This window comes from Xanthobacter sp. 126 (assembly GCF_000526175.1).
Taxonomy (GTDB): Bacteria; Pseudomonadota; Alphaproteobacteria; order Rhizobiales; family Xanthobacteraceae; genus Xanthobacter; species Xanthobacter aminoxidans.
Genome location: NZ_JAFO01000001.1, coordinates 1,937,346 through 1,964,253, shown reverse-complemented (window position 1 = coordinate 1,964,253; position 26,908 = coordinate 1,937,346). Strand labels below are relative to the sequence as shown.

24 protein-coding genes and 1 tRNA gene are annotated in these 26,908 nt (G+C 68.2%); 12 read left to right on the top strand and 13 right to left on the bottom strand.

Annotated features, from left to right (window positions below; genetic code table 11):
• Nucleotides 1-64: 64 nt before the first annotated feature.
• Nucleotides 65-604, bottom strand: coding sequence for a DUF2244 domain-containing protein (locus XAN126_RS0109375; protein ID WP_024278331.1), 540 nt, complete (start codon nucleotides 602-604; stop codon nucleotides 65-67).
• 325 nt (nucleotides 605-929) lie between these two features.
• Between XAN126_RS0109375 and nth the strand changes: the two genes are divergently transcribed.
• Nucleotides 930-1,607: an endonuclease III gene (gene nth / locus XAN126_RS26165; protein WP_051460820.1), complete on the top strand. Its 678-nt coding sequence runs from the start codon at nucleotides 930-932 to the stop codon at nucleotides 1,605-1,607.
• Between the two features lie 410 nt (nucleotides 1,608-2,017).
• Here nth and XAN126_RS0109365 read toward each other — a convergent pair whose 3' ends face one another.
• Complete coding sequence (locus tag XAN126_RS0109365; protein WP_024278329.1) at nucleotides 2,018-3,817, bottom strand: ABC transporter ATP-binding protein; 1,800 nt, start codon at nucleotides 3,815-3,817, stop codon at nucleotides 2,018-2,020.
• Nucleotides 3,818-4,250: 433 nt separating this feature from the next.
• On the opposite strand from XAN126_RS0109365, the gene XAN126_RS0109360 reads away from it, so the two are divergent.
• Together XAN126_RS0109360 and XAN126_RS0109355 are read left to right on the top strand one after the other, a co-directional pair.
• A complete protein-coding gene (locus XAN126_RS0109360) occupies nucleotides 4,251-4,511 on the top strand; it encodes a zinc-finger domain-containing protein (RefSeq protein WP_024278328.1) in 261 nt (86 codons plus the stop codon).
• A gap of 169 nt (nucleotides 4,512-4,680) precedes the next feature.
• On the top strand, nucleotides 4,681-5,868 hold the full coding sequence (locus XAN126_RS0109355; protein WP_024278327.1) for an FAD-dependent monooxygenase: 1,188 nt from the start codon (nucleotides 4,681-4,683) through the stop codon (nucleotides 5,866-5,868).
• A gap of 195 nt (nucleotides 5,869-6,063) precedes the next feature.
• Here XAN126_RS0109355 and XAN126_RS28250 read toward each other — a convergent pair whose 3' ends face one another.
• Nucleotides 6,064-6,738 (bottom strand): hypothetical protein, encoded by a 675-nt coding sequence (locus XAN126_RS28250; protein ID WP_155982270.1) that lies wholly within the window; start codon nucleotides 6,736-6,738, stop codon nucleotides 6,064-6,066.
• Nucleotides 6,739-7,058: 320 nt separating this feature from the next.
• Here XAN126_RS28250 and XAN126_RS0109345 point away from each other — a divergent pair, with 320 nt between their 5' ends.
• Nucleotides 7,059-7,559 (top strand): N-acetyltransferase, encoded by a 501-nt coding sequence (locus XAN126_RS0109345; RefSeq protein WP_024278326.1) that lies wholly within the window; start codon nucleotides 7,059-7,061, stop codon nucleotides 7,557-7,559.
• A 187-nt stretch (nucleotides 7,560-7,746) separates the two neighbouring features.
• The gene (locus tag XAN126_RS0109340) at nucleotides 7,747-8,967 is read left to right on the top strand and encodes an ABC transporter substrate-binding protein (protein ID WP_245272235.1); all 1,221 of its coding nucleotides are present in this window, start codon (nucleotides 7,747-7,749) and stop codon (nucleotides 8,965-8,967) included.
• A 122-nt stretch (nucleotides 8,968-9,089) separates the two neighbouring features.
• Here the strand turns inward: XAN126_RS0109340 and XAN126_RS0109335 are convergent, their stop codons facing one another.
• Together XAN126_RS0109335 and XAN126_RS0109330 are read right to left on the bottom strand one after the other, a co-directional pair.
• Entirely contained in the window at nucleotides 9,090-9,545 is a 456-nt protein-coding gene (locus XAN126_RS0109335; RefSeq protein WP_024278324.1) for a DUF6790 family protein, read from the bottom strand.
• A 396-nt stretch (nucleotides 9,546-9,941) separates the two neighbouring features.
• Nucleotides 9,942-11,378, bottom strand: a complete 1,437-nt coding sequence (locus XAN126_RS0109330; RefSeq protein WP_024278323.1) for a 3-deoxy-7-phosphoheptulonate synthase class II — start codon at nucleotides 11,376-11,378, stop codon at nucleotides 9,942-9,944.
• A gap of 360 nt (nucleotides 11,379-11,738) precedes the next feature.
• On the opposite strand from XAN126_RS0109330, the gene XAN126_RS0109325 reads away from it, so the two are divergent.
• Together XAN126_RS0109325 and XAN126_RS0109320 are read left to right on the top strand one after the other, a co-directional pair.
• Nucleotides 11,739-13,028: a multidrug effflux MFS transporter gene (locus XAN126_RS0109325; RefSeq protein ID WP_024278322.1), complete on the top strand. Its 1,290-nt coding sequence runs from the start codon at nucleotides 11,739-11,741 to the stop codon at nucleotides 13,026-13,028.
• A gap of 159 nt (nucleotides 13,029-13,187) precedes the next feature.
• Nucleotides 13,188-14,081, top strand: a complete 894-nt coding sequence (locus XAN126_RS0109320) for an SHOCT domain-containing protein (protein WP_024278321.1) — start codon at nucleotides 13,188-13,190, stop codon at nucleotides 14,079-14,081.
• A 162-nt stretch (nucleotides 14,082-14,243) separates the two neighbouring features.
• On the opposite strand, the gene gor is transcribed toward XAN126_RS0109320, so the two are convergent.
• Nucleotides 14,244-15,605, bottom strand: coding sequence for a glutathione-disulfide reductase (gor, locus tag XAN126_RS0109315; protein WP_024278320.1), 1,362 nt, complete (start codon nucleotides 15,603-15,605; stop codon nucleotides 14,244-14,246).
• A 153-nt stretch (nucleotides 15,606-15,758) separates the two neighbouring features.
• Here gor and XAN126_RS27020 point away from each other — a divergent pair, with 153 nt between their 5' ends.
• A complete protein-coding gene (locus XAN126_RS27020; RefSeq protein WP_155982269.1) occupies nucleotides 15,759-17,867 on the top strand; it encodes a glycosyltransferase family 2 protein in 2,109 nt (702 codons plus the stop codon).
• Nucleotides 17,868-18,101: 234 nt separating this feature from the next.
• Here XAN126_RS27020 and XAN126_RS0109305 read toward each other — a convergent pair whose 3' ends face one another.
• The 3 genes from XAN126_RS0109305 to XAN126_RS0109295 form a co-directional block, all read right to left on the bottom strand.
• A complete protein-coding gene (locus XAN126_RS0109305; RefSeq protein ID WP_024278318.1) occupies nucleotides 18,102-18,662 on the bottom strand; it encodes a DUF2059 domain-containing protein in 561 nt (186 codons plus the stop codon).
• A gap of 24 nt (nucleotides 18,663-18,686) precedes the next feature.
• Entirely contained in the window at nucleotides 18,687-19,394 is a 708-nt protein-coding gene (rpiA, locus tag XAN126_RS0109300; protein ID WP_024278317.1) for a ribose-5-phosphate isomerase RpiA, read from the bottom strand.
• Nucleotides 19,395-19,545: 151 nt separating this feature from the next.
• On the bottom strand, nucleotides 19,546-20,013 hold the full coding sequence (locus XAN126_RS0109295) for a hypothetical protein (protein WP_024278316.1): 468 nt from the start codon (nucleotides 20,011-20,013) through the stop codon (nucleotides 19,546-19,548).
• A 275-nt stretch (nucleotides 20,014-20,288) separates the two neighbouring features.
• Here XAN126_RS0109295 and gph point away from each other — a divergent pair, with 275 nt between their 5' ends.
• Both gph and XAN126_RS0109285 read left to right on the top strand, forming a co-directional pair.
• Nucleotides 20,289-20,990, top strand: a complete 702-nt coding sequence (gene gph, locus XAN126_RS0109290; protein WP_024278315.1) for a phosphoglycolate phosphatase — start codon at nucleotides 20,289-20,291, stop codon at nucleotides 20,988-20,990.
• 123 nt (nucleotides 20,991-21,113) lie between these two features.
• Nucleotides 21,114-21,188, top strand: a tRNA-Val gene (locus XAN126_RS0109285).
• 18 nt (nucleotides 21,189-21,206) lie between these two features.
• Here the strand turns inward: XAN126_RS0109285 and XAN126_RS28245 are convergent.
• The 4 genes from XAN126_RS28245 to XAN126_RS0109265 all read right to left on the bottom strand — a co-directional run bounded on the left by XAN126_RS28245 (nucleotide 21,207) and on the right by XAN126_RS0109265 (nucleotide 24,886).
• On the bottom strand, nucleotides 21,207-22,151 hold the full coding sequence (locus tag XAN126_RS28245; RefSeq protein WP_155982268.1) for a lysozyme inhibitor LprI family protein: 945 nt from the start codon (nucleotides 22,149-22,151) through the stop codon (nucleotides 21,207-21,209).
• A gap of 244 nt (nucleotides 22,152-22,395) precedes the next feature.
• The gene (locus XAN126_RS0109275; protein WP_024278313.1) at nucleotides 22,396-22,902 is read right to left on the bottom strand and encodes a ferritin-like domain-containing protein; all 507 of its coding nucleotides are present in this window, start codon (nucleotides 22,900-22,902) and stop codon (nucleotides 22,396-22,398) included.
• Nucleotides 22,903-22,963: 61 nt separating this feature from the next.
• A complete protein-coding gene (locus tag XAN126_RS0109270; RefSeq protein WP_024278312.1) occupies nucleotides 22,964-23,278 on the bottom strand; it encodes a KGG domain-containing protein in 315 nt (104 codons plus the stop codon).
• A gap of 294 nt (nucleotides 23,279-23,572) precedes the next feature.
• Nucleotides 23,573-24,886 (bottom strand): hypothetical protein, encoded by a 1,314-nt coding sequence (locus tag XAN126_RS0109265; protein WP_024278311.1) that lies wholly within the window; start codon nucleotides 24,884-24,886, stop codon nucleotides 23,573-23,575.
• Between the two features lie 384 nt (nucleotides 24,887-25,270).
• Between XAN126_RS0109265 and XAN126_RS0109260 the strand changes: the two genes are divergently transcribed.
• Complete coding sequence (locus tag XAN126_RS0109260; protein WP_024278310.1) at nucleotides 25,271-26,131, top strand: alpha/beta hydrolase; 861 nt, start codon at nucleotides 25,271-25,273, stop codon at nucleotides 26,129-26,131.
• Nucleotides 26,132-26,284: 153 nt separating this feature from the next.
• Nucleotides 26,285-26,869, top strand: a complete 585-nt coding sequence (locus XAN126_RS0109255; protein ID WP_024278309.1) for a L,D-transpeptidase — start codon at nucleotides 26,285-26,287, stop codon at nucleotides 26,867-26,869.
• The last annotated feature ends 39 nt before the right edge of the window (nucleotides 26,870-26,908 follow it).

Below are 26,908 nucleotides of genomic sequence, written 5' to 3'. Positions count from 1 at the left end.
TCAAACGCCGCGCGGGCTTTAGCGCGGCATCCGCTCAAACGCCGCGCGGGCTTGGCCCCCGCCCTCAGAAGTGACTACGCGTCACGCCCTTCTTCACCACCGCCAGCGCCTCGGTGAGGTCGCTCGCCAGCTCCGCCTTCTGGACGGGGCCGAGGAAGCGGCCCACCGGGACGGTGCGCTTGCCGCTGATGAGGGCGACATCCAGCGTCCCGTGCTCCTCGTCGTCCTCGCGCCACAGGCGGGTCCAGAACGGGTTGAGCCGTGTGGTGGAGGGGCGCCCCGCCGCCGGCTCGCGGCGGATTTCCACGAGGCTGGGCGTGACGAGGATATGTTCGCGCGCCCGGGCCGAGCGGAAGCTGGCGCGGAAAGCGATATACATCAGCAGCACGTCGAGGCCGAAGAAGCCGAAGATCGGCCACGCCCCCATGGCGAGGAAGGCGACGCCCGACACGAAGCTCACCGCCCCGATGCCCGCCATCACCCAGAAGAAGCCGCGCTTGGAGAGGGAGCGGTGCGGGGCGAGCGTGACCGCATAGACGACGGGCTCGTCTTGAGCCTGCGCGTCCGTCTCGGGTGCGATGTCTCGGTCGCTGGTCTGGGGCATTGCTCGGCAGTATACCCGAAAAATGCCGCGCAGGATCAATCCGCCCAAACCCGCCGTCCTCCCGGAGGCTGACGCCGCCAAGCCCCCGCGCCCAACGAAGGGGGCAAAGGTCGCGGCCGGCGCGTCGGGAACCACCGGGAAGGGGGCGAAAGCCCCGCCCGTGGCCCCTGCCAAGGGCAAGGTCGCCAAGGCTCCGGCAAGCGGCACGGCGAAGGCGGCCCCAGCGTCAAAGACTTCGGCCGGCAAGGTCGCGGGCGGAAAGACGTCTACCGGGACCAAGCCCACCGGCAAAGCCGCCGCCCCCCTCCCCCGCCGCAACAAGGCGGTGGCCAATGCGGCGGCGGCGGTGCATGGCAAGACCGTCTCGCCGTGGTCCGATGCCGAGATCACCGAGGCCTTCACCCGCTTCGAGGCGCAGGACCCGGAGCCCAAGGGCGAGCTGGACCACACCGACGCCTTCACCCTGCTGGTCGCCGTGGTGCTCTCCGCCCAGGCCACCGACACCGGCGTGAACAAGGCGACCAAGGGCCTGTTCGCCGCCGCCTCGACCCCCGCCGCCATGGTGGCGCTGGGGGAGGATCAGGTGGCCCACCACATCCGCACCCTCGGCCTGTTCCGGGGCAAGGCGAAGAATGTGGTGGAGCTGTCCCGCCTGCTGCTGGAACGCCATGCCGGCATCGTGCCCAAGGACCGGGAGGCGCTGGAGGCCCTCCCGGGAGTCGGGCGCAAGACGGCCAATGTGGTGCTGAACATCGCCTTCGGCGTGCCCACCATCGCCGTGGACACCCACCTCTTCCGCGTCGCCAACCGCACCGGCCTTGCCCCCGGCGCGACGCCGCTGGCGGTGGAGCTGGGGCTGGAGGCCCGCATCCCCGACCGTTTCAAGCTGCACGCCCACCACTGGCTCATCCTGCACGGCCGCTACATCTGCAAGGCGACGAAGCCCGCCTGCAGCCGCTGCCTCATCACCGACCTCTGCCGCTGGCCGGAGAAGAATTTCTGAGGGGTTGAGGGTAGCGCCGCCCCTGGTGCATGTCCGGGGACTTCTATCCCCGCGTCATCCCCCGGCTTGTCCGGGGGATCCACGCCTCCGCCGGGGTGGGTCTCAGGTTTCCTGCACCCCACATGCGGAACGGTGGATGCCCCGGACAAGCCGGGGCATGACGGTGTGAAATAGGCCTCCCCCGCCCGAAGGCGCCCTCGGCCTTTGTCGTCACATCGCGCCCCGGACCAGCGACGGCGCAGCCGGAGCGCCGAGCCGGGGCCCAGGGGACAGTCCGGCGCAGCCGGCGATGCCCGACCGCCTTTCCGCTTGAGCCGCCTTCGGCGAACTCTTGCGCTGGGCCCCGGCTCGCATTCCGCTATCGCTGCATGCGTCCGGGGCGCGAGGACGGTGAGGGCACGCCGGCCGCATCACGCCGCCAGCCCCTTGGCCAGCTCCATGGCCTGCCGCTCGAACAGGCGGCGGTAGAGGCCGCCTTCGCGGCGGACCAGCGTGTCGTGGTCGCCCTCCTCCACGATGCGGCCCTTGTCGAACACCATCAGGCGGTCGAGGGAGCGCACCGTCGAAAGGCGGTGGGCGATGACGAGGGTGGTGCGCCCCACCATCAGCCGCTCCATGGCGTCCTGGATCGCCGCCTCCGATTCCGAATCAAGGCTGGAGGTGGCCTCGTCCAGGATCAGGATGGGCGCATCCGCGAGGAAGGCCCGGGCGATGGCGATGCGCTGGCGTTCGCCGCCGGAGAGCTTCACGCCCCGCTCGCCCACCAGCGTGCCGTAGCCGCGCGGCAGGCGGGCGATGAAGTCGGCCGCATTGGCCAGCTCCGCCGCCCGCCGGATCTCCTCGAAGGAGGCATCCGGCCGGCCATAGGCGATGTTCTCCATCAGCGAGCGGTGGAACAGCACCGGCTCCTGCTGCACCACGGCGATGGCGCGGCGAAGCGAGCCCTGCGTCACGTCCCGCACATCCTGCCCATCCACGGTGACGCGGCCGGAGGTCACGTCGTGCATGCGCTGGATGAGCTTGACGAACGTGGTCTTGCCCGAGCCCGAATGCCCCACGAGGCCCACCCGCTCTCCCGCCGGGATGGTGACGGAGAGGTTCTCGTAGAGCGGCTTGTCGTGGCCGCCATAGTGGAAGGTCACGTTCTCGAACGCGATGGTCCCCTTCTCCACCTTGGCCGGCACCGCGCCCGGCGCATCGGACACGCCCACGGTCTGGTGGTGGATCTCCACCAGTTCCTCCAGCTCGTTCATGGAGCGCTGGAGATTGTGGACGTGCATGCCGATGTCACGCAGGTAGGAGTGGATGACGAGGTAGGAGGTGAGCACATAGGCGACATCGCCCGCGCTCGCCTGCCCCTGGTGCCACAGCACCAAAGCCGTGCCGATGATGGACGCCTGAAGCGCCACCAGCGCCAGAAGCTGCGCCGTGCCGGCCCAAGTCGCGGCCATCCAGGTGCGGTAGGTGCGGGCGTTCCACTTGCCGAGCACCCGCTCCAGCCGCTCCTCCTCGCGGGCCTCCGCGCCATAGCCCTTCACCACGGCGTTGCAGCCCACCGCATCCGCCAGCACGCCGCCCACCCGCGTGTCCCACGCATTGGAGAGGCGCGCCGCCGGGGCGACGTAGTTCAGCGAGAGGGTCAGCGTGAGCCCGATGAAGGCCACCGCCCCCACCGCCACCACGGCGCCCAGCACCGGCCAGTTCCAGCCGAGCAGCAACGCCGTGCCGCCCAGCGCCACCACGGACGGGAACAGCGCCACCAGCAAAGTGTCGTGCAGCACGTCGAGGGACCACATGCCGCGCGAGATCTTGCGCACGGTGGAGCCGGCGAAGGACGAGGCGTGCCAGTCCGACGAGAAGCGCTGCACCCGCGCGAAGGCATCCGCCGCCACATCCGACATCATGCGCAAAGTGAGCCGCACGATGATGAAGTAGGTGACATGCCGCGCGCTCACCATCGTGACGCCGAGGCCGACGATGGCGAGGAAGGCCATGGTCGCGAGGTGCCAGGCCGTCTCCCGGTCGGCGAGGGACAAGGCGTCGATCAGCCGGCCGGCGAACAGCGGCACCAGCACCTCGGCGAGGGTGGAGACGAGGACGGCGGCCAGAGTGGCCGCGATGATTCCCTTCCGCTTCGCCCAGTGGGTGAAGAGGAAGGCGAAGATGGCGCGGAACGACACCCCGCGCTTGTGGGTCTGGAACAACGACATGACACGATCCGGCCGCGCCGCATGGGGCGCCAGAGGCCGGTCCCTGATTCGAACGGGGACACACGGCGCATGGCGCCGCTAAGGGGAAGAGGACGGGGCGCGTCAGCGGCCGCCCGCCCCGCGCAGGAGCGCAGGCGGGTGGCGGACCGCGGGCCCCTGGATGTCCGAAAAGCTAGCGGCGGGAGCCGGGCTGGCGGGGAATCACATCCGTTGAGTGGGCGCGGCGCAGAATGCCGCGTGGCACGGATGGGGTGGAGAACATGGTAGTGCTCATGGACCTGACCCCTCCCTGCCGGATGTTGATTCCGCGCGGCCCCAAGGCGGGGCTGCGCCTGCGGTATGGACGGCCGATCTGCCGCGGTCCAGACCCTTTCGCAGGCGGCCATGAGACGCTAAGGTCGCGGCGCTTTTTTGGACAAGCATGGGCGGAACCATGGCGGACACCGGCATTCCCCACTTCTGCAACGACCTCGGCGTCACCGTCATCGAGGTGGGCAGCAAGGAATTCATGTGCATCGGTGCGAAGCCGCCCTTCGACCATCCGCACATCTTCATCGACCTCGGCGACGACGACGAGCACGTGTGCCCCTACTGCTCCACGCTCTACCGCTACAACCCGGCGCTCGCCGCCGGCGCGGCGAAGCCGGAAGCGGCCGTGTGGCACGGCGAGCCCGCGGCCAAATCCGCCGCGTGACGCGCCGGCCCGGTAACGGCCCCGCTCACAAGACCTGCGGCCTGACCGCCGCGGAACACCCGTCTGACCTTATCCTGGGCCTGCTGCCCCCTGGCCTGATCCCCGCGGCCTGATCGCCGCCGCAAAGAAAGACTATCCGGCCGGCTCCTTCACGGAGCCGGGTCCTGCCATGGCCGATCCCATCCCCTTCCGGGCGAAACCCCGCACCGCCGCGCGCAGCGCCGTGGTGGTCGGCGCAGGCATCGGCGGGCTCGCCTGCGCCATCGCCCTGCGCCGTGCCGGCCTCACCGTCCAGGTGGTGGAGCAGGCGCGCAAGCTGCGCGAAGTGGGCGCCGGGCTCCAGCTGACCCCCAACGCCACCCGCATCATCCGCGAGTTCGGCCTCTTGCCGCGCCTCGAACAGGTGGCGGTCACGCCGCGCTCCCTCGATGTGAGGAGCGGCGCCAGCGGCGCCACCATCACCCGCGCCCATTACGGCCCCGCCGCCGCGCGCTATGGCGCGCCCTTCCTCGTCGTGCACCGCGCCGATCTGCAGAACCTCCTCGCCGAGGCGGCGCAGGCCGAGGGCGTGCTGATCGCGCTCGGGGCCGAACTTACCGCTGTCGAGCCCGCCTTCGGCGGCGTGCGGGCGGTGGTGAAGCAGGGCGAGAACCTCATCGCCCACGGAGCGGACATCCTCGTCGGCGCCGATGGCGTGCGCTCGGCCGTGCGGGCGCATCTCGGGGTGGCGAAGCCCCCCGTGTTCGCCCAGCGCCTCGCCTATCGCGCCACCATCCCCGTGCCCGCGCGCCATCCGCCGGATGTGCGGCTCTATATGGGGCGCGATGCCCATCTCGTGGTCTATCCGGTGAAGGGCGGGGCGACTCTGAACCTCGTCGCCATCGTCAAGCACACCGAGCCAGTGGCCCGCTGGAGCGCGCCGGGCGACGGCGCCGCCGTCCACGCCGCCTTCACTGACTGGGCGCCGGAGGTGCGCGAGCTTTTGAAGGCGGCGCCGCATTTCCTGTGCTGGGGCCTCTACGACATCGATCCCCTGCCCCGCTGGAGCACCGGCCGCGTGACGCTGCTGGGCGATGCCGCCCACGCCATGCTGCCCTTCCTCGCCCAAGGCGCGGCGCAGGGCATCGAGGATGCGGCGGCCCTCGCCCGCGCCCTCCAGAAGGAAACCGACGCCGCCACCGCCCTGAAGGCCTATGAGGCCGAGCGGCTGGGGCGCACCGCGCGCATCCAGTCGGAAGCGCGGCGCAACGGCATGGTCTACCACCTCTCCGGCGCCCCCCGCCTCGCCCGCGATCTGGTGCTGCGCCGGCAGGGCGCGGGGCTGCTCGACCGCTACGGGTGGATTTATAAGGCTTGAGGGGAGCGTGAGCGTCGGGTTCTTCGGCTCCGGAGGTAGTCGCACAGGTCCGAAGGCCCGGCCCCTCTTATTTCGCGTGTCACGCCGGCGTCCGAGGAGGTCCACGTGCAGACCTCGCCGACCGGCTGGACCAGATGAAGCTCGATCCGAAGCTCTATACAAAGGCCATTCAGCGCCGAATGGCGCTCGCCTTCTTCATGAGGCTGGCCGTTCTTCAGGATGCATTGAACCATGGCTCATGAGCGATAGGCGCTGGCTTTCAGCGTAGCACATCGCAGCGACTGTCCCCGCAGATACCGCGATCGCCATGCACTCTTTGACTGTACGCCCCAACACGGGACGGGAACTAAACAGATCTCTCCTTGAAGCATTGTTGAAATTATCGAAAAGCAACTGGGCACGACGCACTTCTCCAGAAAGTTTAAAATCGATTCGCCAGAAATCGGGATCCGTGATCACCTCTGTAAGCCCGCCTCCTGCGATCGGATCGCACTCCTCCATCGGGAAAGAAGAAGTTCGCAGGATGCGCATTGGGCTGGCCGCCTCGTTGATCGCCTTGTGCGCGTCCTTCTGGAGCCGACCTGCGGCGTGAGCGATATTGTGGAGCATCCGATAAGTTCTTTTGAGATGCTCATCCGTTGTGAGCTGCAGTATGGTCATCTGGGTTGCGATCTGACGTTGCGCGGCGGTCCACGCGAGCCAGCCGGCCGCGAGCGTCATCGCGCCGCCAACCATCCCGCCAGCAATGCTGCCCCAAAATCCAACGATCTCCACACGGTCGGAAAGCACGGGCGCAAGGGCACACGCCACTGTCAGACCAGACACAATGAAGCTCGCAGCAAAGACGTATCCCAGTTTTTTCCAATCCACGGCCGCCCCCAATAACGACGACGCTCGGCGCGATCGGCCTGCGCTTCTACGAGGCCGCCTTCCTGCGGCAGAAGACTAACGTCACATCCGAGAACTACACCGACCTATGGGCAAGGCCAATGTGAAGCCCTATCCCCCCGCTGGACCTTCCGCCCGCGCCATGCTATCCGCCCGGCCCATTCTCGTGAGGGGACCATGGGCCTTCGGCTTCAGCGACGACGACCGGACACGCCGCGCATGCGCGCACGCGCCGTCACGCCCGCCTGAAGCCGGCCCGCCGAACTCGCGGGCCTTCTGCCCTGCCTTGCGAGTTTTTCCCCATGACCGAGCTTCCCTTGTCCATCGCCGTGGAGACGGCCGCCGACGACGCGGCCATCGACCGGCTGCATGAGCGCACCTTCGGCCCCGGCCGGTTCGCCCGCACCGCCTTCCGCATTCGGGAGCAGACGGGGCACGAGCGCGCCCTCTCCTTCACTGCTCGGGTCGGCACCATGCTGGTGGGATCGGTGCGGCTCACGCGGATCAGCATCGGCACCACGCCGGCTCTGCTGCTCGGCCCGCTCACGGTGGAGCCGCCGTTCCAGTCGGTGGGCATCGGCGCGCGGCTGATGGAGCACGCGCTGGACGTGGCGCGGGCGCAGGGCCACCGCCTCGTCGTGCTGGTGGGGGACGAGCCCTATTACGCCCGCTTCGGCTTCCGCCGCGTGCCCTTCGGCCAGGTGACGTTGCCCGGCCCGGTGGACCCCGGCCGCCTGCTTGTCGCTGAGCTGGTCGAGGGCGCCTTCGCCGGCGTGTCCGGCATGGTCAGCGGCAGCCGCTGACACGCGACGGTTACGCCCTTGGTCTAAGGCACAACTGGCGGGGCGGCTCGCGCTCCGTTAGCGTGGTAGCGAGATGCGAAACGGTTTGGCCTCAGGCCGATCGGACGACGGGGAGGACGGCACCGCCACGGTGTCGCCAAAGGCGTTCCCGCGCACCGCATCCGCGATGAAAGAGGGAGGAAGGACGATGACGTCTGGGATCATGCGGCACTCGCGCGCCCTGTTGGCGGCGGCGGCGATCGGCGCCCTGTTGACGGGCGCGGCCAAGGCCGAAGACACCACAGTGAAGCTCGGTGTGCTCAACGACATGTCCGGCGTCTACGCCGACATTTCCGGGCCCGGCTCGGTGGTCGCGGCGCAGATGGCGGCCGACGACTTCATGGCCAAGAACAAGGGCTTCAAGGTCGAGGTCGTGGGTGCCGACCACCAGAACAAGCCGGACGTGGGCGCCTCCATCGCCCGCAAGTGGTACGATCAGGAGAATGTGGACGCCATTCTCGACGTGACCACCTCCTCGGTGGCGCTGGCGGTGAGCGACATCACCAAAGAGAAGAACAAGATCTTCCTCGTCTCGGGTGGCGGCACGTCCGACCTCACCGGCGCCAAGTGCTCGCCCAACACCGTGCACTGGACCTACGACACCTGGGCGCTCGCCAACGGCACCGGATCGGCGCTCACCAAGCAGGGCGGATCGCCGTGGTTCTTCATCACCGCCGACTACGCGTTCGGCGCGGCGCTGGAGCGTGACGCCTCGGCGGCGGTGAAGGCGGCCGGCGGCAAGGTGGCGGGCAGCGTGAAGCACCCGCTCTCAAACACCGACTTCTCCTCCTTCCTGCTGCAGGCGCAGTCCTCCGGCGCCAAGGTCATCGGCCTCGCCAATGCCGGCAACGACCTCATCACCGCGGTGAAGCAGGCCTCCGAGTTCGGCATCACCCAGGGCGGCCAGCAGCTTGCCGGCCTGCTCATCTTCTCGTCGGACGTGAAGGCCCTCGGCCTGCAGGCGGCGCAGGGCCTCGTGCTCACCGACGCCTTCTACTGGGACCTGAACGACGACACCCGCGCCTTTTCCAAGCGCTTCGGGGCCAAGTTCAACGGCAAGATGCCCACCAGCGCCCAGGCCGGCGTCTATTCCAGCGCCATGCACTATCTGAACGCCATCAAGGACGCCAAGACCAAGGACGCGCCCAAGGTGATGGAGCAGATGCGCGCCACCCCCATCAATGACCCGCTGTTCGGCAAGGGCGAGATCCGCATCGACGGCCGCGCCATCCACCCCATGTACCTGCTGAAGGTGAAGAAGCCCGCCGACAGCAAGGGCGAGTGGGACCTGTTCGAGGTGGTCTCCACCATCCCCGCCAACGAGGCCTTCCGCCCCCTCAAGGACGGTGGCTGCCCGCTGGTGAAGTGAGCCGCGACGCTTAAGGGCCGGCGCCGCCTCGCGAGGGCGGCGCCGGCTTTTTTGTTTGATGTCAGACACATCAACAGGTCAGTCAGGTTTTCACCCGAACTGTTGCAACGGGTCCATAGCCCTCACCCCCGCGCCAGCACCACCGCCCCCGCGAGCACAACGGCCATGGCGAGGTCGGAGACCATGGCGATGGTTTCGGTGCGGGTCTTGCCCGCCCGCAGCGCGTGCTTCACGCCCGCGAGGAGATAGAACAGCCCGCCCCCCACCGCCGCCGGCAGGAGGAAGGACGGAAAGGCGAGGGAGAGCAGGCGGAGGAGGCCGAAGGTCAGGTTGGCGAAACCCAGCTCCTGCACGATCACCTGCGCCTTGGGATCGGAGATCTCGAAGATGGTCTCAGCCGTGAAGGCCGGCTGCGTCACCTGCTTCAGTCCGGCGAGGCCGAGCCGCGCGCCGACGCCCCAGACCACGAACCACTTCAGCACCAGTGGCGCCAGTGGCCCGCCCGCCACCAGCGCCTCGACGAGGATGCTCGCGAGCGGGGCGATCAGCATCAGCACGAGGATGGCGGCAAGATACATGGGGGTGGCTCACGGCGGGGGGCCGGGAAGCTCCGGCGTTCCTCCACAGTAACGAACGCGGACCTGATTGGCAGTGTCATCCCCCGCCTCGTGCGGGGGATGACACTGCGGCTGGGCCGGCTCTAGGCATTGAAGCGCTGGTAGAGCGGCGAAGTGGATGGCCCGGACAAGCCGGGCCATGACGGCGGTGAAGTGCCCAAGAGCGCGACACGTCCCGACACGGTCGCATCGTCTCAAGCCCAAAACGAAGAACGGCGGGCCAAGGCCCGCCGTTCATAGACTTTCAGCGTTGGTCGAACCCGCGGATCACTCCGCCGCTTCGACCTCGTGGCGTTTTGTCGAACCCGCGGATCACTCCGCCGCTTCGACCTTGTGGCGTTTTGTCGAACCCGCGGATCACTCCGCCGCTTCGACCTGCGGCCGGCCACGGGCAAGGCGCTCGCGCTTGAGCAGTTCGGCCACGAGGAAGGCGGTCTCGATGGCCTGCTCGGCGTTGAGGCGCGGATCGCAATAGGTGTGGTAGCGGTCGCGCAGGTCCTCGTCCGAAATGGCGCGGGCGCCGCCGGTGCACTCGGTGACGTTCTTGCCCGTCATCTCCAGATGCACGCCGCCGGCGAAGGTGCCCTCGGCCGCATGGATGTCGAAGAAGGAGCGGATCTCCGACTGCACCCGCTCGAACGGGCGGGTCTTGTAGCCGGAGGCGGCCTTGATGGTGTTGCCGTGCATGGGATCGCACGACCACGCCACGGTACGGCCTTCCTTCTCCACCGCGCGGATGAGGCCGGGCAGGTAGTCGCCCACCTTGTCGGCGCCGAAGCGGCAGATCAGCGTGATGCGGCCCGCCTCATTGTCCGGCTGGAGGATGTCCAGCAGGCGGATGAGGCCCTCCGGGGAGATGGACGGGCCGCACTTGATGCCGATCGGGTTGCGGATGCCGCGGAAGTACTCGACATGCGCATGGTCCGGCTGGCGGGTGCGGTCGCCGATCCACAGCAGGTGGCCGGAGGTCGCGTACCAGTCGCCCGACGTGGAATCGACGCGGGTCAGGGCCTGTTCGTAGCCAAGCAGGAGCGCCTCGTGGCTCGTGAAGAAATCCGTCGAGCTCATCTCGGGATGGCTCTTGGGATCGATCCCGCAGGCGCGCATGAAGTCCAGCGCCTCCGTGATCCGGTTCGCCAGTTCCTGATACCGCGAGGACTGGGGCGAATCCTTCACGAACCCCAGCATCCAAGCATGGGCGTTGGCGAGGTTGGCATAGCCGCCGTTGGCGAAGGCGCGCAAAAGGTTGAGCGTCGCCGCCGACTGGCGGTACGCGTCGAGCTGCCGGCGCGGATCCGGAATGCGGGCGGCTTCCGTGAAGGCGATGTCGTTGATGATGTCGCCGCGGTAGCTGGGCAGCGTCACGCCGTTCTCGGTCTCGGTGTCCGAGGACCGGGGCTTGGCGAACTGCCCGGCGATGCGGCCGACCTTCACCACCGGCGAGCCGCCGGCGAACGTCAGCACCACCGCCATCTGCAGGAAGACGCGGAAGAAATCGCGGATGTTGTCCGCCGAATGCTCGTCGAAGCTCTCGGCGCAGTCGCCGCCCTGCAAAAGGAAGGCCTCGCCGCGGGCGACCTTGGCGATCTCGGCCTTCAGGCGGCGCGCCTCACCTGCAAAAACAAGCGGCGGGTAGGAGGCGAGCTTCTGCTCCACCTCAGCCAGCTGCGTCTTATCCGGATAATTGGGCATCTGGAGGCCGGGATAAAATCGCCAGCTATCCGGACGCCAGCCTTCGGCGCGGCGGGAAGCCTCGGCGCCAGGGACGGGAGCGGACTGCGGGCGGGTCACCATTTGACTCTCCATTTGATAAGGCCGGCCGGGTCCTCCGGTCGGTCCGTCCCGTTGGTGCGCCTCCGGCGTTCCTCTTGTGTTCACGGGATCGGAAGGCGGGCTTATACACGAAGCAAGTGCGCACCGAAAGGATGCGGCGCAACGGTGGTATTCCGCCCTGCGGCATGAACCCGAGGCAGGGCTGAAGCTCGACGGGCGCACGTCCGACCGCGCCCTGCCGCAGAGCCGTTCGCGCAGGGCTTCTCTTGGCCACGCCCATCGCCTATGAGGGGAACGCGCAAGCGCGCTCCCGCCGTCATCTCCGGCACCCCCCTGAAATGTCCGTGTCTGTTGCGGGACACGCCAACGCCCGAGCCTGTCATGTCACAGTCCCATCGCGCGCCGGCGCCGGCCTCCGCTTCTGCCTCGCGTCCGCGCGGTCCCGCGCCCGGACAGCCCGGCGCGGTCGGTCCCGGTTTCGTGGAGTTCGTCGCGCTCATCGCCCTGCTCATGGGCATGACCGCCTTCTCCATCGACAATCTGCTGCCCGCCTTCGGCGCCATCCGGGCCGATTTCGCGCTAGAAAATGCCAATCACGTCCAGGTGATGGTCTATGCCTATCTCATCGGCATCGGCGGCGCGCAGTTCTTCTACGGCCCCATTTCCGACGTGCTGGGGCGCCGCCCCATCCTGTTCGCCGGCCTCGCGATCTATGCGCTGGGCAGCCTCATCGCCCTGTTCACCCGCGATTTCGACGTGCTCATCGTCGCCCGCCTGATCCAGGGCATGGGCGCGGCGGCGGGCCGGGTGCTGGCCATCGCCATCGTGCGCGACCGCTTCGAGGGGCGCGACATGGCGCGGATCATGTCGCTGAGCATGATGGTGTTCCTCACCGTGCCGATCATCGCGCCGGCGCTGGGCAGCCTCATCCTCGTCTTCGGCTCGTGGCACCTCATCTTCGTGGCCATGCTGCTGCTGGCGCTCGCGCTGTTCGCCTGGTTCGGGCTCCGGATGCCGGAGACGCTGCATCCCGAATACCGCATCCCCTTCTCGATGCGCTCCATCGGCAAGGCCGCCATGCTCACGCTCACCACCCGCCGCTCGGTGGGCTATGCGGTGGCTATCGGGCTGATGATGGGCTCGCTCATGGCCTATGTGGGCTCCGCCTCGCAGGTGTTCCAGACCGACGTCTACCGGCTCGGCAACCTCTTCCCCATCGCGTTCGCGGCGGTGGCGGGCATCATGGCGGTGGCGTCCTTCCTCAATGCCAGCCTCGTGCATCGCATGGGCATGCGGCGGCTGTCCCACGCCGGCATCCTCGGCTTCATCGCCGCCGGGGCGCTGATGGTGGCCTCGAGCCTCATCTGGGACGGCAAGCCGCCGCTGATCCTGTTCTGCGCCCTCGTGGCGGCGGGGCAGTTCCTGTTCGCGCTCACCGTGCCGAACTTCAATTCCATGGCCATGGAGCCGCTGGGCGCGGTGGCGGGCACCGCCTCCTCCTTCATCGGCGGCTTCACCACGCTGCTGGCCGCCGTGCTCGGCTTCGTGGTCGGCAGCAATTTCGACGGCACCGTGCTGCCGCTGGCTCTGGGCTATCTGGTGCTCGGCGCCATCGCGCTGGTGTTCGTGCTGTGGGCGGAGAAGGGCAAATTGTTCGGCCACCAGCCCTAGGCGGCCGAAGGCGGGCGGCGCTCCGGCGGCATGGCTGCCCTGCGCCAGCCACGCTCAAGTGTGTCGGGGAACTGTCCGCAAGCCGTGGTAGAACACGCGCCAAAGCCGACACGCCTGCGCCATTCCGCGCCTGCCGATCGCACGACCCCAGGAGCCCCGATGCCCCAGCTCTCGCCCGAAGGCCAGGCGGCCATCAACGCCATCTCCCAGCGCACCGGCTTCAGCCCGGATGCCGTCACCTCCATGCTGTACTCGGTGATCGCCGGCAACGGCTCCATGGCCCAGTTCAACCACCCCGAATTCGGCGGCTCCGGCCAGTGGATGGCGGGCGGGATGACCATGGTCTCGGACATGTTCAACAGCTACCTCAAGGGCCGGGTAGACGGCCTGTGCAGCGAGCTGTCGAGCCTCGTCGCCAGCCAGCCCGGCCTCACCCAGAGCGGCAGCTTCCAGTCCCAGAACCAGGGCGGCGGCTATTCCGGCGGCGGCCAGTGGCAGACGAGCGGCGGCGGCGGGTTCGGCGGCAACATGGGCGGCAGCTTCGGTAGCAGCCAGCCCAGCCTGTTCGTGCCGGATGCCTCCGGCAGCTTCAACTGGTGGCCGGCCGATCTCGGCCAGCCGGCCAGCACCGGCGCGCAGAACGGGGTGCGCTACGCCTATTTCCCCGGCACGCGCCGCCTCGCCATCGATCTCAACGGGCAGGTGACGGTCTATGACAGCCTCGACCACCAGATCGGCGGCTTCTCCCAGCAGCAGGGCGGATCGGGCAGCCTGACCTTCACCAGCCAGTACGGCACGGTGTTCGTCTCCAGCCTGCCCATCGTGAGCGGTGCGCCGCAGGCACCGGCCTATGCGCCGCCGCCGCCCGTCTACGAGCCCGCGCCGCAGCCGCAGTCCTTCGCGCCCCAGCCGCAGACCTATGGCGGAGCCCAGCCTCTGGGCCAGAGCGAGATCATCTCCGCCATCGAGAAGCTGGCCGATCTCCACGCCAAGGGCATCCTCAGCGACCAGGAATTCAGCACTAAGAAGGCCGAGCTGCTCAGCCGGCTGTGAGGGCTGCGCTTCTCCATCCGCGTCACCCAAGCCGCCGTCGCCCACCGGCTTGACCGGAGGGCCCACCCCTCCGCCGGCACAGGCCTGCGAAGTCCAGGGACAAACAGCGCCAAGGGTCCTCCGGTCAAGCCGGAGGACGACGGCGGCAACAGTCTTCTTCGCTTACGACGCCTTGGTGCGCAACGTCACCAGTTCCTCGGCGGCGGTGGGATGGACGGCGACGGTGCGGTCGAAATCCGCCTTGGTCGCCTTCAGCCCCATGGCCACGGCGGCGAGCTGGATCATCTCGGCGGCGGCCTCGCCCATGATATGGACGCCGAGCAGGCGGTCGGTCTCGCCATCCACGATCAGCTTCATGAAATTGCGGGTCTCGCGGCCGGAGAGCGTCGCCTTCAGCGGGCGGAAGGTGGTCTTGTAGATGTCCACCGGCCGCCCGGCGGCCCGCGCCGCCTCTTCCGTGCAGCCCACGGTGCCGATCTCCGGCTCGGAGAAGACGGCGGTGGCCACCAGCGAATGGTCCACCGTCCACGGCTTGTTGCCGAACACCGTATCGGCGAAGGCGTGGCCCTCGCGGATGGCGACGGGGGTGAGGTTGATGCGGTTGGTGATGTCGCCCACCGCATAGATGGAGGGCACGTTGGTGCGGCTGTGCTCGTCCACGATCACCGCGCCCAGCGGGTCAAGCGCCACGCCCACCCCCTCAAGGCCCAGATTGCGTGTGCTGGGGATGCGACCGATGGCGAGCATCACCTCATCCACCTCCAGCTCCGAACCATCGGAGAGGACCACCTTCTTGCCGCCGGAGATGGCCTCGATGGAGGCAAGCGTCTTGCCGCTGACGAGCTTGATGCCGGCGCGAGTCATCTCGGTTTCCAGATGATCGCGCAGTTCCATGTCGAAGCCGCGCAGCACCTTGTCGCCGCGATAGACCAAAGTCACCTCGGCTCCGAGCGCGCGGAACAGGCCGGCGAACTCCACCGCGATATAGCCCGCGCCCTGGATCAGGATGCGATCTGGGAAGCTCCTGAGGTTGAACGCCTCGTTGGAGGTGATGGCCAGCTCGCAGCCGGGAATCTGTGGCCCGAGCGCCGGATGGGCACCGGTGGCGAGCAGGATATGGCGCGCCGCCACCTCCTCGCCGGTGTCGAGGATGCGCACGCGGTTCGGCCCCGCCACCACCGCGCGGGAGGCGACGATCTCCACCCCGGCGGCTTCGGCATTGCGCTTGTAGATGCCTTCGAGCCGGGCGATCTCCTTGTCCTTGTTGGCGACCAAAGTCAGCCAGTCGAACTCGGGCGCGCTCACCCGCCAGCCGAAGCCGGCCATGTCGTCGATGTCGTGGGCGTAGCGGCCGGCATAGACGAACAGCTTCTTGGGCACGCAGCCGCGGATGACGCAGGTGCCGCCCATGCGGTATTCCTCCGCCATCATCACCTTGGCGCCATGCTGAGCGGCGATGCGGCCGGCGCGCACGCCACCCGAGCCGCCGCCGATCACGAACAGGTCCACCTCGCGCTGTGTCATGTTTGGCTCCCGCCAGATCCCGATGCGTGGCGGGTGGCTTGAAGGAGCCGCGCCGGGGCGTCAAGCAAACTCGCCGTGGGCTGGCCGCTTGCCGCGTCCGCGCTTCGGTGCTTCAACGCGGCAGCCGATCCGGCCGCCATCGATACGCAAGCCATGCACGACACCGAGATTCCCCCGCTCTGGCTGAAGTGCGCGCCGGCCGGCAGCGGCGGCACGGGCTTCGCTTTGCCCGCCGTGCTGCGGCTGCGCGCCCGGCGGGGAACCCTTGCCATCGTGCTGGCGGGCGAAGGGGCGGACGCCCCCCTCCCCTTCACATTCGCCACCGCGACGGGCGCGGCCCAAGGCGTGGGCGACGGCGAGACCCTGCTGCCCGGCGTGCCCACGGTCGCGCTGGTGCCGGCCGGGGCGACGCGGATCCAGGTCGCGGGCGCACCGGCCGGTTTCCGGCTCGGCTATTACCCGGTCCACAAGGTGGCGCTGAAGCTGCATGCCTTCGCCAACGGCCGGTTCGAAGGTCTCGGCCTGCCGCGCCGCTGGAAGGCGGCCGGCACCGCCGCCCGCACCCTGCGCGGGGCGCTTCATGCCCTCGTCTCCGCCGCGCCCGCCCGCCGCCGGGCCGAGGCGGCGCGCTACCGCGCCTTCCGCGCCCGCTTCGTCGGCGACTTCGCCGAGGTACCCGGCGCGGCGCCCAGGCTCAGCCTGCTCACCGATGGCGGCAGCGCCAGCGCAGCGGATCTTTCCGCCTGCGCCGCCGCCCTCGCCGCGCAGACCGACCGGAATTTCGAGTGGGTCGTGGCCCTCCCCCCCAGCGCGCCGCCCGCGCTCATGCAAGCCGCCGCCGGCGCGCGCGTGGTGACGGCCGAAGGGGCCCCCGCCCAGCGCCGCGCCGCCGCACTCACCGCTGCCGAGGGCGGGCTGGTGCTGTTCCTCGATGCCGCCGCCCAGCCGACGCGAGACGCGGTGGCGCTGATCCGCGATGCGTTCGCGCAGCACCCCGACTGCGCCCTCGCCTATGCCGACGAGGAGCGGCTGGACGACGACGGCGCGCCGCTCCACGGCGTCTATCACCCCGCCTTCAACCGGCATCTGTTGGAGTCCTCAGGCTATCTCCGGCATTTCGCCGCTTTGCCCCGCGCGGACGCCCTGCGCCTCGGCCTCAATCCTGCCGCCGGCCCGGCCGCCGTGTTCGACCTGCTGCTGCGCCACGCCTCGGCGTTGCCCGACGCCCGCATCCGCCATGTGCCCCGCGTGGCGGTGGGGCTGAAGGATCATCCGCCCGGCTTCGCGCCGGAGGAGATCGAGGCGGCGGCCGCCGCCCTCGCCCGGCTGCGCGGCGTGGAGGTGGACATCATCGGCCGCCACCTGCGCCCGCTCTATCCCACGCCCGCGCCGGCCCCGCTCGTCTCCATCGTCGTCCCGACCCGCGACCGCGCGGCGCTGCTCGCCGTGGCGCTGCGCTCGCTCATCGCGCGCACCGCCTATCGCGCCTTCGAGATCATCGTCGTCGACAACGGCTCGGTGGAGCCGGCGACCTTCGCATTGTTCGAGGAGATCAAGGCCCTGTGGCCGGCGACGCGTGTGGTGCGGGACGACGGCGACTTCAACTTCCCCCGCATCTGCAACCTCGGCGTCGATGCGGCGCGGGGCGAGATGATCCTTCTCCTCAACAACGACGTGGAGGTGATCGACGCCGGTTGGCTGGACGAGATGGTCGCCCTCGCGTCCCTGCCCGGCGCCGGGATCGTCGGGGCGAAGCTGCTGTTTCCCGATCGCACCATCCAGCACGCGGGCGTGATTGCCGGACTGTTCCGCTATGCGGACCACTGGTTCGCCCACAGCGCCGCCGATGCGCCGGGCTATGAGGATCGCCTCAAGGTGCGGCAGAACCTCTCGGCCGTCACCGCCGCCTGCCTCCTCATCCGCCGCGACGTGTGGAACGCCATCGGCCCGCTCGATGCCGAGCGCTTCGCCGAGGATTGCAACGACATCGATCTGTGCCTGAGGGCGCGGCGGGCGAGCTTTGGGGTGGTGTGGACGCCCTTCGCCACGCTCCTCCACTACGAATCCGCCTCGCGCGGCAGGAAGCGCTCGCGGGAGCACCGGGCGCGGCTGAAGGCGCAGCGGGCGCGCATGGAAGCCATCTGGCACACGTCCACGCTGGTGGACCCGCACTACAGCCCAAACCTCGACCGCAAGAGCCTGTTCGCCGCGCAGGCCGAGGCGCCGCAAGGCCCGCGCACGCCGCGGACGGGCGGGGTTTAGGCGGTAGCGAACCCATAGGGAGGATGTCATCCCCCGGTTTATCCGGGGGATCCACGTCGTGGCCGGGCCGGCTATCCCTTATCGCGCACCGGACCAGCGGCCGGGTGGATGCCCCGGACGAGCCGGGGCATGACGGCGCAAGGCATCACGGCGCAAAGGGATGACGGTGCCAAAATGAAAAAGGCCGGTCCCAGCGGGACCGGCCTTTTCCGTACCTTTGAAACTGCCGCGCGATCAGAGATCGACGCCGCGCTTCTTCATCTCGGCGCGCACGCGCTCCACGGCCTGGGCGTTGATCTGCGCGCCCCACGCCTGGATGCCCTGCACCGCCTCCTGGACGATCACCGGACGGTCCTGCACCAGCTTGATGCCGGTGGGGCTGCGGAAGAAGGCGATGGCCTCCTTCAGCTCGGTCTCGGTGAAGCGCGCGGCGTAGGAGGTGGCGAGGATGTCGATGACCTCGGCCTGACGCTTCTCGAACTCGGGCCGCACCAGCACCGCCACTTCGCGCAGCTGCTTGGCGAGGTCGGGGTTGGTCTGGAGGAAGGAGAGGGCCGCGCCGTCCACGATGTTCGGGATGACGCCGTCGAAGGCCCGCGCCTCGCCATTGGCGGTCACCAGGTCGCGCGCGAGCTGGAGCAGCGCCGGGGACGGCTTGGCCACGGGCGCGCCGGCGGGGGGAACCGGACGGGTCTGTGCCTCGGCCACCGGCGCGAGGAGCGCGGCGGCCGGAACCGACAGGGCCGCAGCGAGGAAAAGCTGCCGGACGAAGCGGCCGGAAAGGGGGTGACGCATGGAAGTCTCCGGAAAGGGAAAAAGCTAGAAGCTGCCGGGCTCCAGCTCGGTGATGCCGTCCTTGCCCGCGAGCACGGCGCGCCGGGCGAGGCCGATGAACAGGCCGTGCTCGACGACACCGGCCACCTGCGCCACCGCTGCGGCCAGCGCGGCGGGGTCGGGAATGCGGCCGAGATGGGCGTCGAGGATCAGGTGCCCCTGATCGGTGACGAAAGGATGACCGTCGCCGTCGCGGCGCACGGTGATGTCACCGGCGCAGCCGGCGCTGCGGATCGCCTCGATGACCTGGCGGGTGATGGCACCGACGCCGAAATCCACCACCTCGATGGGCAGCGGGAAGCGGCCGAGCACGTCCACCTTCTTGGTGGCGTCGGCGATGACGATCATCTCGCGCGCGGCGCTGGCGACGATCTTCTCGCGCAGCAGCGCGCCGCCGCCGCCCTTGATGAGGGCGAGGCCGGGGCCGATCTCGTCCGCGCCGTCGATGCACAGATCGAGCGGGCCGGCCTCGTCCAGCGTGGCGATCGGCACGCCGAGGGACACCGCCTGGGCTAAAGTCTGCTCGGAGGTGGGCACGCCGAGCACGGTGAGGCCGCCGTGCACCTTCTCGGCCAGAAGCTCGACGAAATGCCGGGCCGTGGAGCCGGTGCCGAGGCCGAGGCGCATGCCGTCGGTCACGTAGGTCAGAGCATGGGCGGCGGCCCGGCGCTTCAGGTCTTCGGCGTGGACCATTGGATTTTTGCCTCGATGTCCTTGAAACGTCGCCGCGCGCCGGCCCGACGGGCCTTGCCGCAACGGCGCTTCTTTTCTGGCGGAACGGTTTCAGCCGTCCCCGCTCCGGCTCTAGCCCCGATCGGCGCCGCCGACAAGCCGGCGCGACGCCTCAGCGCGCCGCCGGGGTGCAGACGAGGCTCGAATCCGTGCCGCCCGCGGCGCGCGCGGTCTCCCGCACGTAGCAGATGCTCATCTCGCCGGTGTCGCGATTGACCCGGAAGATGCCCGTTTCCCCTTCGTAATGGGTGGGCATGAGCGCGTAGTTGCCGGCCTTCTGCGGCCCCGCGCCCTCGCCCTGGGCGAAGCAGAAGGTGACGCCCACGCCGGTCGCGCTGGGCCGCTCGAACTGGCAGACGTTCATCTCGCCGGTCTGGCGATTGATGCCGTAGACGCGGTTGGCCTGGGCGGAGGGGGGGGCGGCGAACTCGAATCCGGGTCCATTCGCCCCCTGCGCGGCCGTGGGCTGGGCGGCGGCTGCGCCGATCCCGCCGAGACCCGCGGCGGCGACCGCCACCGCGAGCAGCACCGCCGGGTTGCGGCGCGCCGCGCGCCCGGTGCGAAGGGGAGTGGTCCGCATTCATGCCTCCTGGTTGCGGGCATCCGGCTTGGGGCTTCCGGCTACCGGCTTCGGCGGCGAACTCGGGCGCAGCCGTGAACTGCGCGCCGGGGCCGCAGCCCTCGAATCCCCGCGACGCTGGCGCGAAAAAGCGGCAGGATTTAAGGCAGAAGGCGAGGATATCCTCCTCATCGCCCCTTTCCCCGCTGCCGGCGCGAGCGCAACGGAAGGGGCAGCCGACCGGAACCTGCGGATATCATCTGCTCCGATACCGCCACGCTGAAGGACCGCGCCCGATGACCCAGCCCGCACAGCCCGCCTCCCGCCCGCTCGTCGCGTTCGATCTCGACGGGACGCTGGTGGACACCGCGCCCGATCTGCTCGACGCCCTCGACCTGGTGCTCTCCGCCCACAAGATCCCGCCCGTGGACCGCGCCGAGGCGCGCAACATGATCGGCGGAGGCGCGCGCCTCCTCATCGTGCGGGCGCTGAAGAGCGAGGGCATCGACCTGCCGGACGACGAGATCGCCGCCATGACGCAGCGCTTCATCGCCCATTATGCGCAGAACATCGCCGTGGGCTCCCGCCCCTTCCCCGGCCTGCTGGAGGCGCTGGACCGGCTGGAGGCCAAGGGCGTGGCGCTGGCGGTCTGCACCAACAAGCTGGAACACCTCGCCCGCCTGCTGCTCGACGCGCTGGAGCTGACGCCGCGCTTCGCCGTCATCACCGGCGCCGACACCTATCCCCGCTCCAAGCCCGATCCGCTGCCGCTCATCTCCACCATCTCGGCGGCGGGGGCGGACGTGGCGCGCTCCATCATGGTGGGCGACAGCATCACCGACGTGCTCACCGCCCGCGCCACTGGCGTGCCGGTGGTGGCCGTCTCGTTCGGCTACACGGAGACGCCCCCCGGCGAACTCGGCGCCGACCGGCTGATCCACCATTTCGACCAGCTGGAAGAGGCGGTGGACGCCTTGCTGGCCAACGCTTCGGCGTAGGTTCCGGCCGGGCGTCGGCGCGGGCTCCGGCCCGAATGATCCACAGGCAGGCGCGGTCCTCGTCGCGCCCGCCCTTGACAGGGGAGGCCCTGCGGCTCTAAACGGCCCTCCTCGCAATGGCGCGGGCGATTAGCTCAGCGGGAGAGCACTCCCTTCACACGGGAGGGGTCGCAGGTTCAATCCCTGCATCGCCCACCATTCCGCGCTTGGCGAACTTCAGAGTTCGATGCCCTCATTCTCGGCCCAGTCGCGCAGGACCTTGATCCGCCTGACCGTTTCGTCTGCCAGCGATCCAGCCCAGACGAGACGATACATCGTTCCGCCCAGAACCGCGGACGCCTCGAATTCGGCGAGTTTTTCAGCGTACTCTTTCCATGAAATCTGACTTTTCTCGAACAATTCGCCATTTATAGCTGGATTTAATGCAATTTTTTTTGCCAACATCTCCAGTTCTTCCGTCTTATTATCCAATCTTTCGACTGCACCCCTATTCATCGAGAACTGCGTCTTAGGAACAGATCCGCTAATTTCTCCGACAATTACCCATTGAATAGCATCCAAGAAACTAATAGCCGCTTCAAAAAAACCATCAATCTCCGCGAGCTCGAAGCTACGCCCCTGGGGCAGCTCATGAGTAACGACGTGTCGCACGATAAAAATTCGACCCAGACGCTCCATCACGAGGTTATAATCTGACATAATTGGCTTAAGCGGCCACTCCTCCCGCTGCTCCTCCCAAAGTTCATGAGAATTTTTTATTTTATCAACAAAATTTGGAATTAACGCAGAGAAATATGCTATAATACGCGATGGCTCGTTGATCGATAAGCTATGGGCAACGATGTCTCCGGCAGACAGTTTTTTGCCATGCAATCCAACTATCACAGCAAAATCGATCTTTGCGCCCTTTGCGATAGACTCTGACCGCTCCAAAAATGGAGACCCGTAATCTATAAGATCTTTGATCGACTCTCTCACAAATACTTCAATGTAAGTCACCAATCTCATCGGTATAAAATCACATAATTCCGACAAAATACCTTCTTTCTCTTCCCATGTTCTTTTTAATTTCGGGATTTCCCATTCTACAAGTGAAGCTGCGGTGTCGCGACCGCGTCGCTCCTTCCATTCAATAATCTTGTCCGCTTCTGGACGAGCCATGGAATCAGTCCTTCGAATCAGCCCTTGCTTTAATCTAGCGAACGGGACGAGCAGGGACCAATTCCACGGCGATTTTCGTTTTTTACAGACGCTTGCCCCCGTCACTGGCAGCGGCACTCGTAGTCCTTCGCGGCCACTTCCATAGTGCATCAGGCTCGGCCAGGAGAATCGCGCACCGCGACCGGGCCAATAAAAAACCCCGCCGGCGGACCGGCGGGGTTTTTGCGTGGGCAGGTGCGGCGGCCTATTCGGCCGCGCGCATGTTCAGCCTGGCCTCGGCGAGGCGGGTGAGCTTGGCGTCGGCGGCCTTCTCCTCGTCCAGGTTGCGCTGGAGCACGGAGGCGCAGTCGTTGCGGCCGAGCTGCTTGGCCCATGCGATAAGCGTGCCGTAACGGGTAATCTCATAATGCTCCACCGCCTGCGCGGCGGCGGCGAGCGCTGCGTCCATCACCTCGGGATCGGCAACCTCGGAGGCGACGTCCTCGGCCTCCTCAATGATGCCGTCGATGGCCGGGCACTTCACCGTGCTGGCCTCGACGCCGTGCATGCGGAACACCTCCTCGAGCCGCTTCACATGCCCCTCGGTCTCGCCGAGATGGGACTGGAAGGCCTGGCGGAGCGTGGAATTCTGCGCCTTCTCGATCATGGTCGGAAGCGCTTTGAGGATGCGCTTCTCGGCATAATAGATGTCGCGCAGCGTGTGGACGAACAGGTCGTCCATGGTATGGATGTCCTTGGAGAAAAAGCCCATCTGGCAGCTCCCGGTCATATGAATGAAGGGGCGCGACCCGAAGGCCGCGCCCTGTTCGGCCTCAGCTCTGGCCGCCCTTGCGACCGGCTTCGGAGGCGAGGTCGTGGTCCTTGGAGAAGGAGCGCTTCTCGTCCGGCACGCTCTGGCCGCCCTTGCGGCCCGCCTCGGAGGCGCGCTCGCGGTCCTGGGCGTTGCCCGAGCCGCCCTGCTGGCCGCGATCGTGTTCCTGCTGGCTCTGCTGGCGGTTGTCGCCGCCCTGCTGACCGCCCTGCTGGCGGTTCTGGGCGCTCTGCTCGCCGCCCTTGCGACCGGCCTCGGAGGCGCGCTCGCGATCGTTCTCGAAATTTCCGGCTCCGCCCTGCTGACGATTGTTCATCGGTTCGCATCCTCTCTTGTGCCCCCGTCAGAGAACGGAAGGTGGGGAGGATGGTTCCGCCGCAGAAAATGACAAACACAAGCAATCGTGGCCGGAATGTGCAGCTTGAGCCCGACGACAGCGCTTTCCGAAAAGTAATCGAACGCCAGACTGGCGCAACAGAAGCCGCTACATCTTGACCGGAACAGCCGAACTCCAAAACGTGACTGACACACTGAAAACAGAAATGCCCGGCACGTGGCCGGGCATCTGGCGACATCGAACGGCGGCGCAGATCCAGCCGCCCGTTCAGCTTCAGTTATCGTCGGCGGCACTCACGTCGTCGAGGGCGAGGTTGGTGCAGGAGAGGCTGCCGTCCGGCTCGTCGAACGCCGTCTGGGTCAGGAAGCTGCACCGCGTGCCTTCGGCGGCGGCGATGTAGGAGACGAGGCGGTGGCTGATGGCCGCCACCTGCGTGGAATCATCAGCCGGCTTGAAGGCGGCATCCGCCGGCGCCTGCGGGCCGGACTTCTTCGCCACCTTGAGATCGATGACGAGGGGCACCAGCGACACCGATGCGGCGGTGTCGGCCGGCGTCACCACCGGCTGGAGCAGCACGGTGAACTGGTCCCAATTGCCCTTGGCGAGACGGCTCGCCTCGGATTCGGCGGAGACGGTGGCCTTGTAGGCCGGCCCCGCCTCGCCCGGCACCACCGATCCGGCCACCTTGAACTTGCGCGTGCCGTTGCCGCCCTCGGGCGCGGCGCCGGAGAGGACGCGCGCCAGCATGGCGTCGCCATAGGCCTTGAGCTTCGCCTCGGACACCTTGTCGCCGTCCATCAGCTTGGCGCGCGGAACGGCGGCGAACGCCATCTCCCCGCACACGGAGGGCAGCGTGACGGTGGCCACCAGCGGCACCTTGCGCAGCTCCTGCGCGATCTTCGCCTCGGCGCCCAGCGGCACGGCCACATCCACCGAAACGTCGTCGCCGTCGCGGGCAGCGAGGCGCAGGCGGCTCCAGGCCTCCTTCAGCTTCACTTTCGCGGTGCCGCCCTGCTGGGGCGTGACCACGAGATCGATCTCGGCAAGCTCGGCAGGCGCCACCGGCGTGCGGGCGAGGTCGGCCGCCTTGAGGTCCACGGCGAGGCCACCGGTGACGAGGCCGCACCAATTGTCCTCGTCGTGCTGGAGCACCAGCGCCGGCTCGGAGAAGCCGCCTTCCGGGCGGAACACCGTCACCGCCGCGAGGCCGGGGATGGCCGCCGTCTCCTCATAGATGTGGTGCAGGCCGCGCTGGTTCTCGGTGAAGGCGAGGGCGTAGCTGTCGTCCCCCTGGCCGATGGTGAGCTTCAACGCCCCGCCGGCCAGCGTGCCGGACACCGGAATCGCGGCCCGCGCATCGCCCGACGGCGGCGCGAGGGTGCCGGAGACCTTGCCGGCGCCGTCCACATCGAGGGTGGCGATGGCCGCCCGGTACGGCTTGAAGAAGGGGAGGCCCAGCACCATGAAGCGCTCGCTCGCGGCATCGGCCACCGTCGGCATGACGAGCGCGGGCACGAGCGCAAGGGCGGAAAGGGCGGCGAGAACCGTCCGGCGGTGGGCGGTGCGTGTCACGGCTGAGGTGCGCATTCCGTCGCCTCTCCTTGTGATGCTGGTCTTCGATTCGAGCTGTGCTGTGCGAGGCGTTGTATAGCACTGCCACATGGCGCCCCAAAGGCGGCGGCTGGTCGGCCGGTAGGAGGAAGGCGATGGCCTGGGAACAGCCTCGCGCCCCGGACAAGCGACGGCTTAGCCGGAGCGCTGATCCGGGGCCCAGCGCAAGGGTACGCCGCAGGCGGCTCAAGCGGAAACGGTGTCGGGGCATCGCCGGCTTCGCCGACTTTTCCCCTGGACCCCGGCTCGGCGCTCCGGCTGCGCCGTCGCTGGCCCGAGGCAAGAACGGCTTCCACCCCTTAAGCCCGCGTCCCGGCGATGCTAAAGCGGTCGCCGAACACCTCGCGCCGGAACCCTGCCATGACCACCCCTCCCCCCGCCGACCGCGAGGTCCGCCGCATCCTCACCCCCGATGGCGTGGGCATCGCCAGCGCCGCCTTCGGCCCGCCCGGGGGAACGCCGGCGGTGTTCATCCATGGCTTCTCCCAATCCGGCCTGTGCTGGAACCGGCAGACATCCAGCCCGGCGCTGGCCGGCCTACGGCTCGTCACCTACGATTTCCGGGGCCATGGCGCCTCCGACCGTCCGTCCGATCCCGCCGCCTACCAGTCGGCCGAGGTGTGGGCGGGGGAGCTTGATGCGGTGATCCGCGGCTGGGGGCTCACGCGGCCGGTGCTGGTGGGCTGGTCCTATGCCGGGCGCATCATCGGCGATTATCTGGCGGTGCATGGTACGGCGGGCATCGGCGGCATCGTCTTCGTGGATGCCGTGACCGCCAACGAGCGCCGCTTCTACGGCACCTGCAACAGGCTCATGCGCCTCATGTGCAGCACGGATGTGGAGGAGAACATCGCGGCCACCCGCACCTTCCTGCGCCGCTGCTTCGCCGCCCCCATCCCCCAGCCGCTGTTCGAGCAGTTGCTGGCGGTGAACATGATGGTGCCGCAGCAGGTGCGCTCCGCTTTATTCGGCCGGACGGCGGATTATGAGGGCCTGCTGAAGCGCCTGGACGTGCCCACGCTGGTGGTGCAGGGCGCGCTGGACGAGGTGGTGGCCCCGGCCATGGCGGAGCATATCGCCGGGACTATTCCCGGCGCCCGGCTGGACCTTTATGCGGGGGTCGGCCACGCCCCCTTCATCGAGGCGGCGGACCGCTTCAACACCACGCTCGCGGCCTTTGCTGCCGCTGCGGCAGCGACTTCAGGGATGGTAGCGCGTTAGGAGAAGACGGCTTCACACTCCCGTGGGACGGGAACCCGTTCGCCACAAAGCGGTTGCAGTCTTGTCCGTTTTGTGGCGACAAAGCGGTGTTGCCGACGTATCCGGGCGTGCTCGATGGTCGTTCGCGCTCCGGTCCATCCGAGACGCAGAGCCATGATGAAGCTGAAATCGCTTGTTTTTGCAGGCATCGCCGCGCTTGTGGCGACGGGCTCGGCCAAGGCCGACGATCGCTACGACATCTTCAATTTCAACAAGTTCTTCGGCGGCGGAAATGTCGGCGTGGTGGGCAGCACCTCGCCCATCGGCCGCCAGATGGTCTCCATCGATCCGAAATATGCGCCCGGCAACATCGTCATCAACACGTCGGAGCGCCGCCTTTATTACGTAACGTCGCGTGGCCAGGCCATCCGCTACGGCATCGGCGTCGGCCGCGACGGTTTCCGCTGGTCCGGCGTGAAGACGGTGAGCGCCAAGAAGGAATGGCCCTCCTGGACGCCCCCGTCCCAGATGCTGCGGCGCCGCCCCGATCTGCCCCGCTACATGCCCGGCGGCATCGACAACCCGCTCGGCGCCCGCGCCATGTATCTCGGCTCCAGCCTCTACCGCATCCACGGCTCCAACGAGCCGGAGACCATCGGGCAGGCGGTGTCGTCGGGCTGCTTCCGCATGACCAACGACGACGTGGTGGACCTCTACAACCGCGTGCGCGTGGGCGCGACCGTCTACGTGCTGCGCTGATCTTCCGTTGAGGCACGAAAGTCGAGGCACGAAAAAGGC

What these genes read in the sequence shown, in the direction of transcription:
- XAN126_RS0109375 (WP_024278331.1), bottom strand. Translation starts at nt 604, where the DNA reads ATGCCCCAGACCAGCGACCGAGACATCGCACCCGAGACGGACGCGCAG.
- XAN126_RS0109365 (WP_024278329.1), bottom strand. Translation starts at nt 3,817, where the DNA reads ATGTCGTTGTTCCAGACCCACAAGCGCGGGGTGTCGTTCCGCGCCATC.
- XAN126_RS0109360 (WP_024278328.1), top strand. Translation starts at nt 4,251, where the DNA reads ATGGCGGACACCGGCATTCCCCACTTCTGCAACGACCTCGGCGTCACC.
- XAN126_RS0109355 (WP_024278327.1), top strand. Translation starts at nt 4,681, where the DNA reads ATGGCCGATCCCATCCCCTTCCGGGCGAAACCCCGCACCGCCGCGCGC.
- XAN126_RS0109345 (WP_024278326.1), top strand. Translation starts at nt 7,059, where the DNA reads ATGACCGAGCTTCCCTTGTCCATCGCCGTGGAGACGGCCGCCGACGAC.
- XAN126_RS0109340 (WP_245272235.1), top strand. Translation starts at nt 7,747, where the DNA reads ATGACGTCTGGGATCATGCGGCACTCGCGCGCCCTGTTGGCGGCGGCG.
- XAN126_RS0109335 (WP_024278324.1), bottom strand. Translation starts at nt 9,545, where the DNA reads ATGTATCTTGCCGCCATCCTCGTGCTGATGCTGATCGCCCCGCTCGCG.
- XAN126_RS0109330 (WP_024278323.1), bottom strand. Translation starts at nt 11,378, where the DNA reads ATGGTGACCCGCCCGCAGTCCGCTCCCGTCCCTGGCGCCGAGGCTTCC.
- XAN126_RS0109325 (WP_024278322.1), top strand. Translation starts at nt 11,739, where the DNA reads ATGTCACAGTCCCATCGCGCGCCGGCGCCGGCCTCCGCTTCTGCCTCG.
- XAN126_RS0109320 (WP_024278321.1), top strand. Translation starts at nt 13,188, where the DNA reads ATGCCCCAGCTCTCGCCCGAAGGCCAGGCGGCCATCAACGCCATCTCC.
- gor (WP_024278320.1), bottom strand. Translation starts at nt 15,605, where the DNA reads ATGACACAGCGCGAGGTGGACCTGTTCGTGATCGGCGGCGGCTCGGGT.
- XAN126_RS27020 (WP_155982269.1), top strand. Translation starts at nt 15,759, where the DNA reads ATGCACGACACCGAGATTCCCCCGCTCTGGCTGAAGTGCGCGCCGGCC.
- XAN126_RS0109305 (WP_024278318.1), bottom strand. Translation starts at nt 18,662, where the DNA reads ATGCGTCACCCCCTTTCCGGCCGCTTCGTCCGGCAGCTTTTCCTCGCT.
- rpiA (WP_024278317.1), bottom strand. Translation starts at nt 19,394, where the DNA reads ATGGTCCACGCCGAAGACCTGAAGCGCCGGGCCGCCGCCCATGCTCTG.
- XAN126_RS0109295 (WP_024278316.1), bottom strand. Translation starts at nt 20,013, where the DNA reads ATGCGGACCACTCCCCTTCGCACCGGGCGCGCGGCGCGCCGCAACCCG.
- gph (WP_024278315.1), top strand. Translation starts at nt 20,289, where the DNA reads ATGACCCAGCCCGCACAGCCCGCCTCCCGCCCGCTCGTCGCGTTCGAT.
- XAN126_RS28245 (WP_155982268.1), bottom strand. Translation starts at nt 22,151, where the DNA reads ATGGCTCGTCCAGAAGCGGACAAGATTATTGAATGGAAGGAGCGACGC.
- XAN126_RS0109275 (WP_024278313.1), bottom strand. Translation starts at nt 22,902, where the DNA reads ATGGGCTTTTTCTCCAAGGACATCCATACCATGGACGACCTGTTCGTC.
- XAN126_RS0109270 (WP_024278312.1), bottom strand. Translation starts at nt 23,278, where the DNA reads ATGAACAATCGTCAGCAGGGCGGAGCCGGAAATTTCGAGAACGATCGC.
- XAN126_RS0109265 (WP_024278311.1), bottom strand. Translation starts at nt 24,886, where the DNA reads ATGCGCACCTCAGCCGTGACACGCACCGCCCACCGCCGGACGGTTCTC.
- XAN126_RS0109260 (WP_024278310.1), top strand. Translation starts at nt 25,271, where the DNA reads ATGACCACCCCTCCCCCCGCCGACCGCGAGGTCCGCCGCATCCTCACC.
- XAN126_RS0109255 (WP_024278309.1), top strand. Translation starts at nt 26,285, where the DNA reads ATGATGAAGCTGAAATCGCTTGTTTTTGCAGGCATCGCCGCGCTTGTG.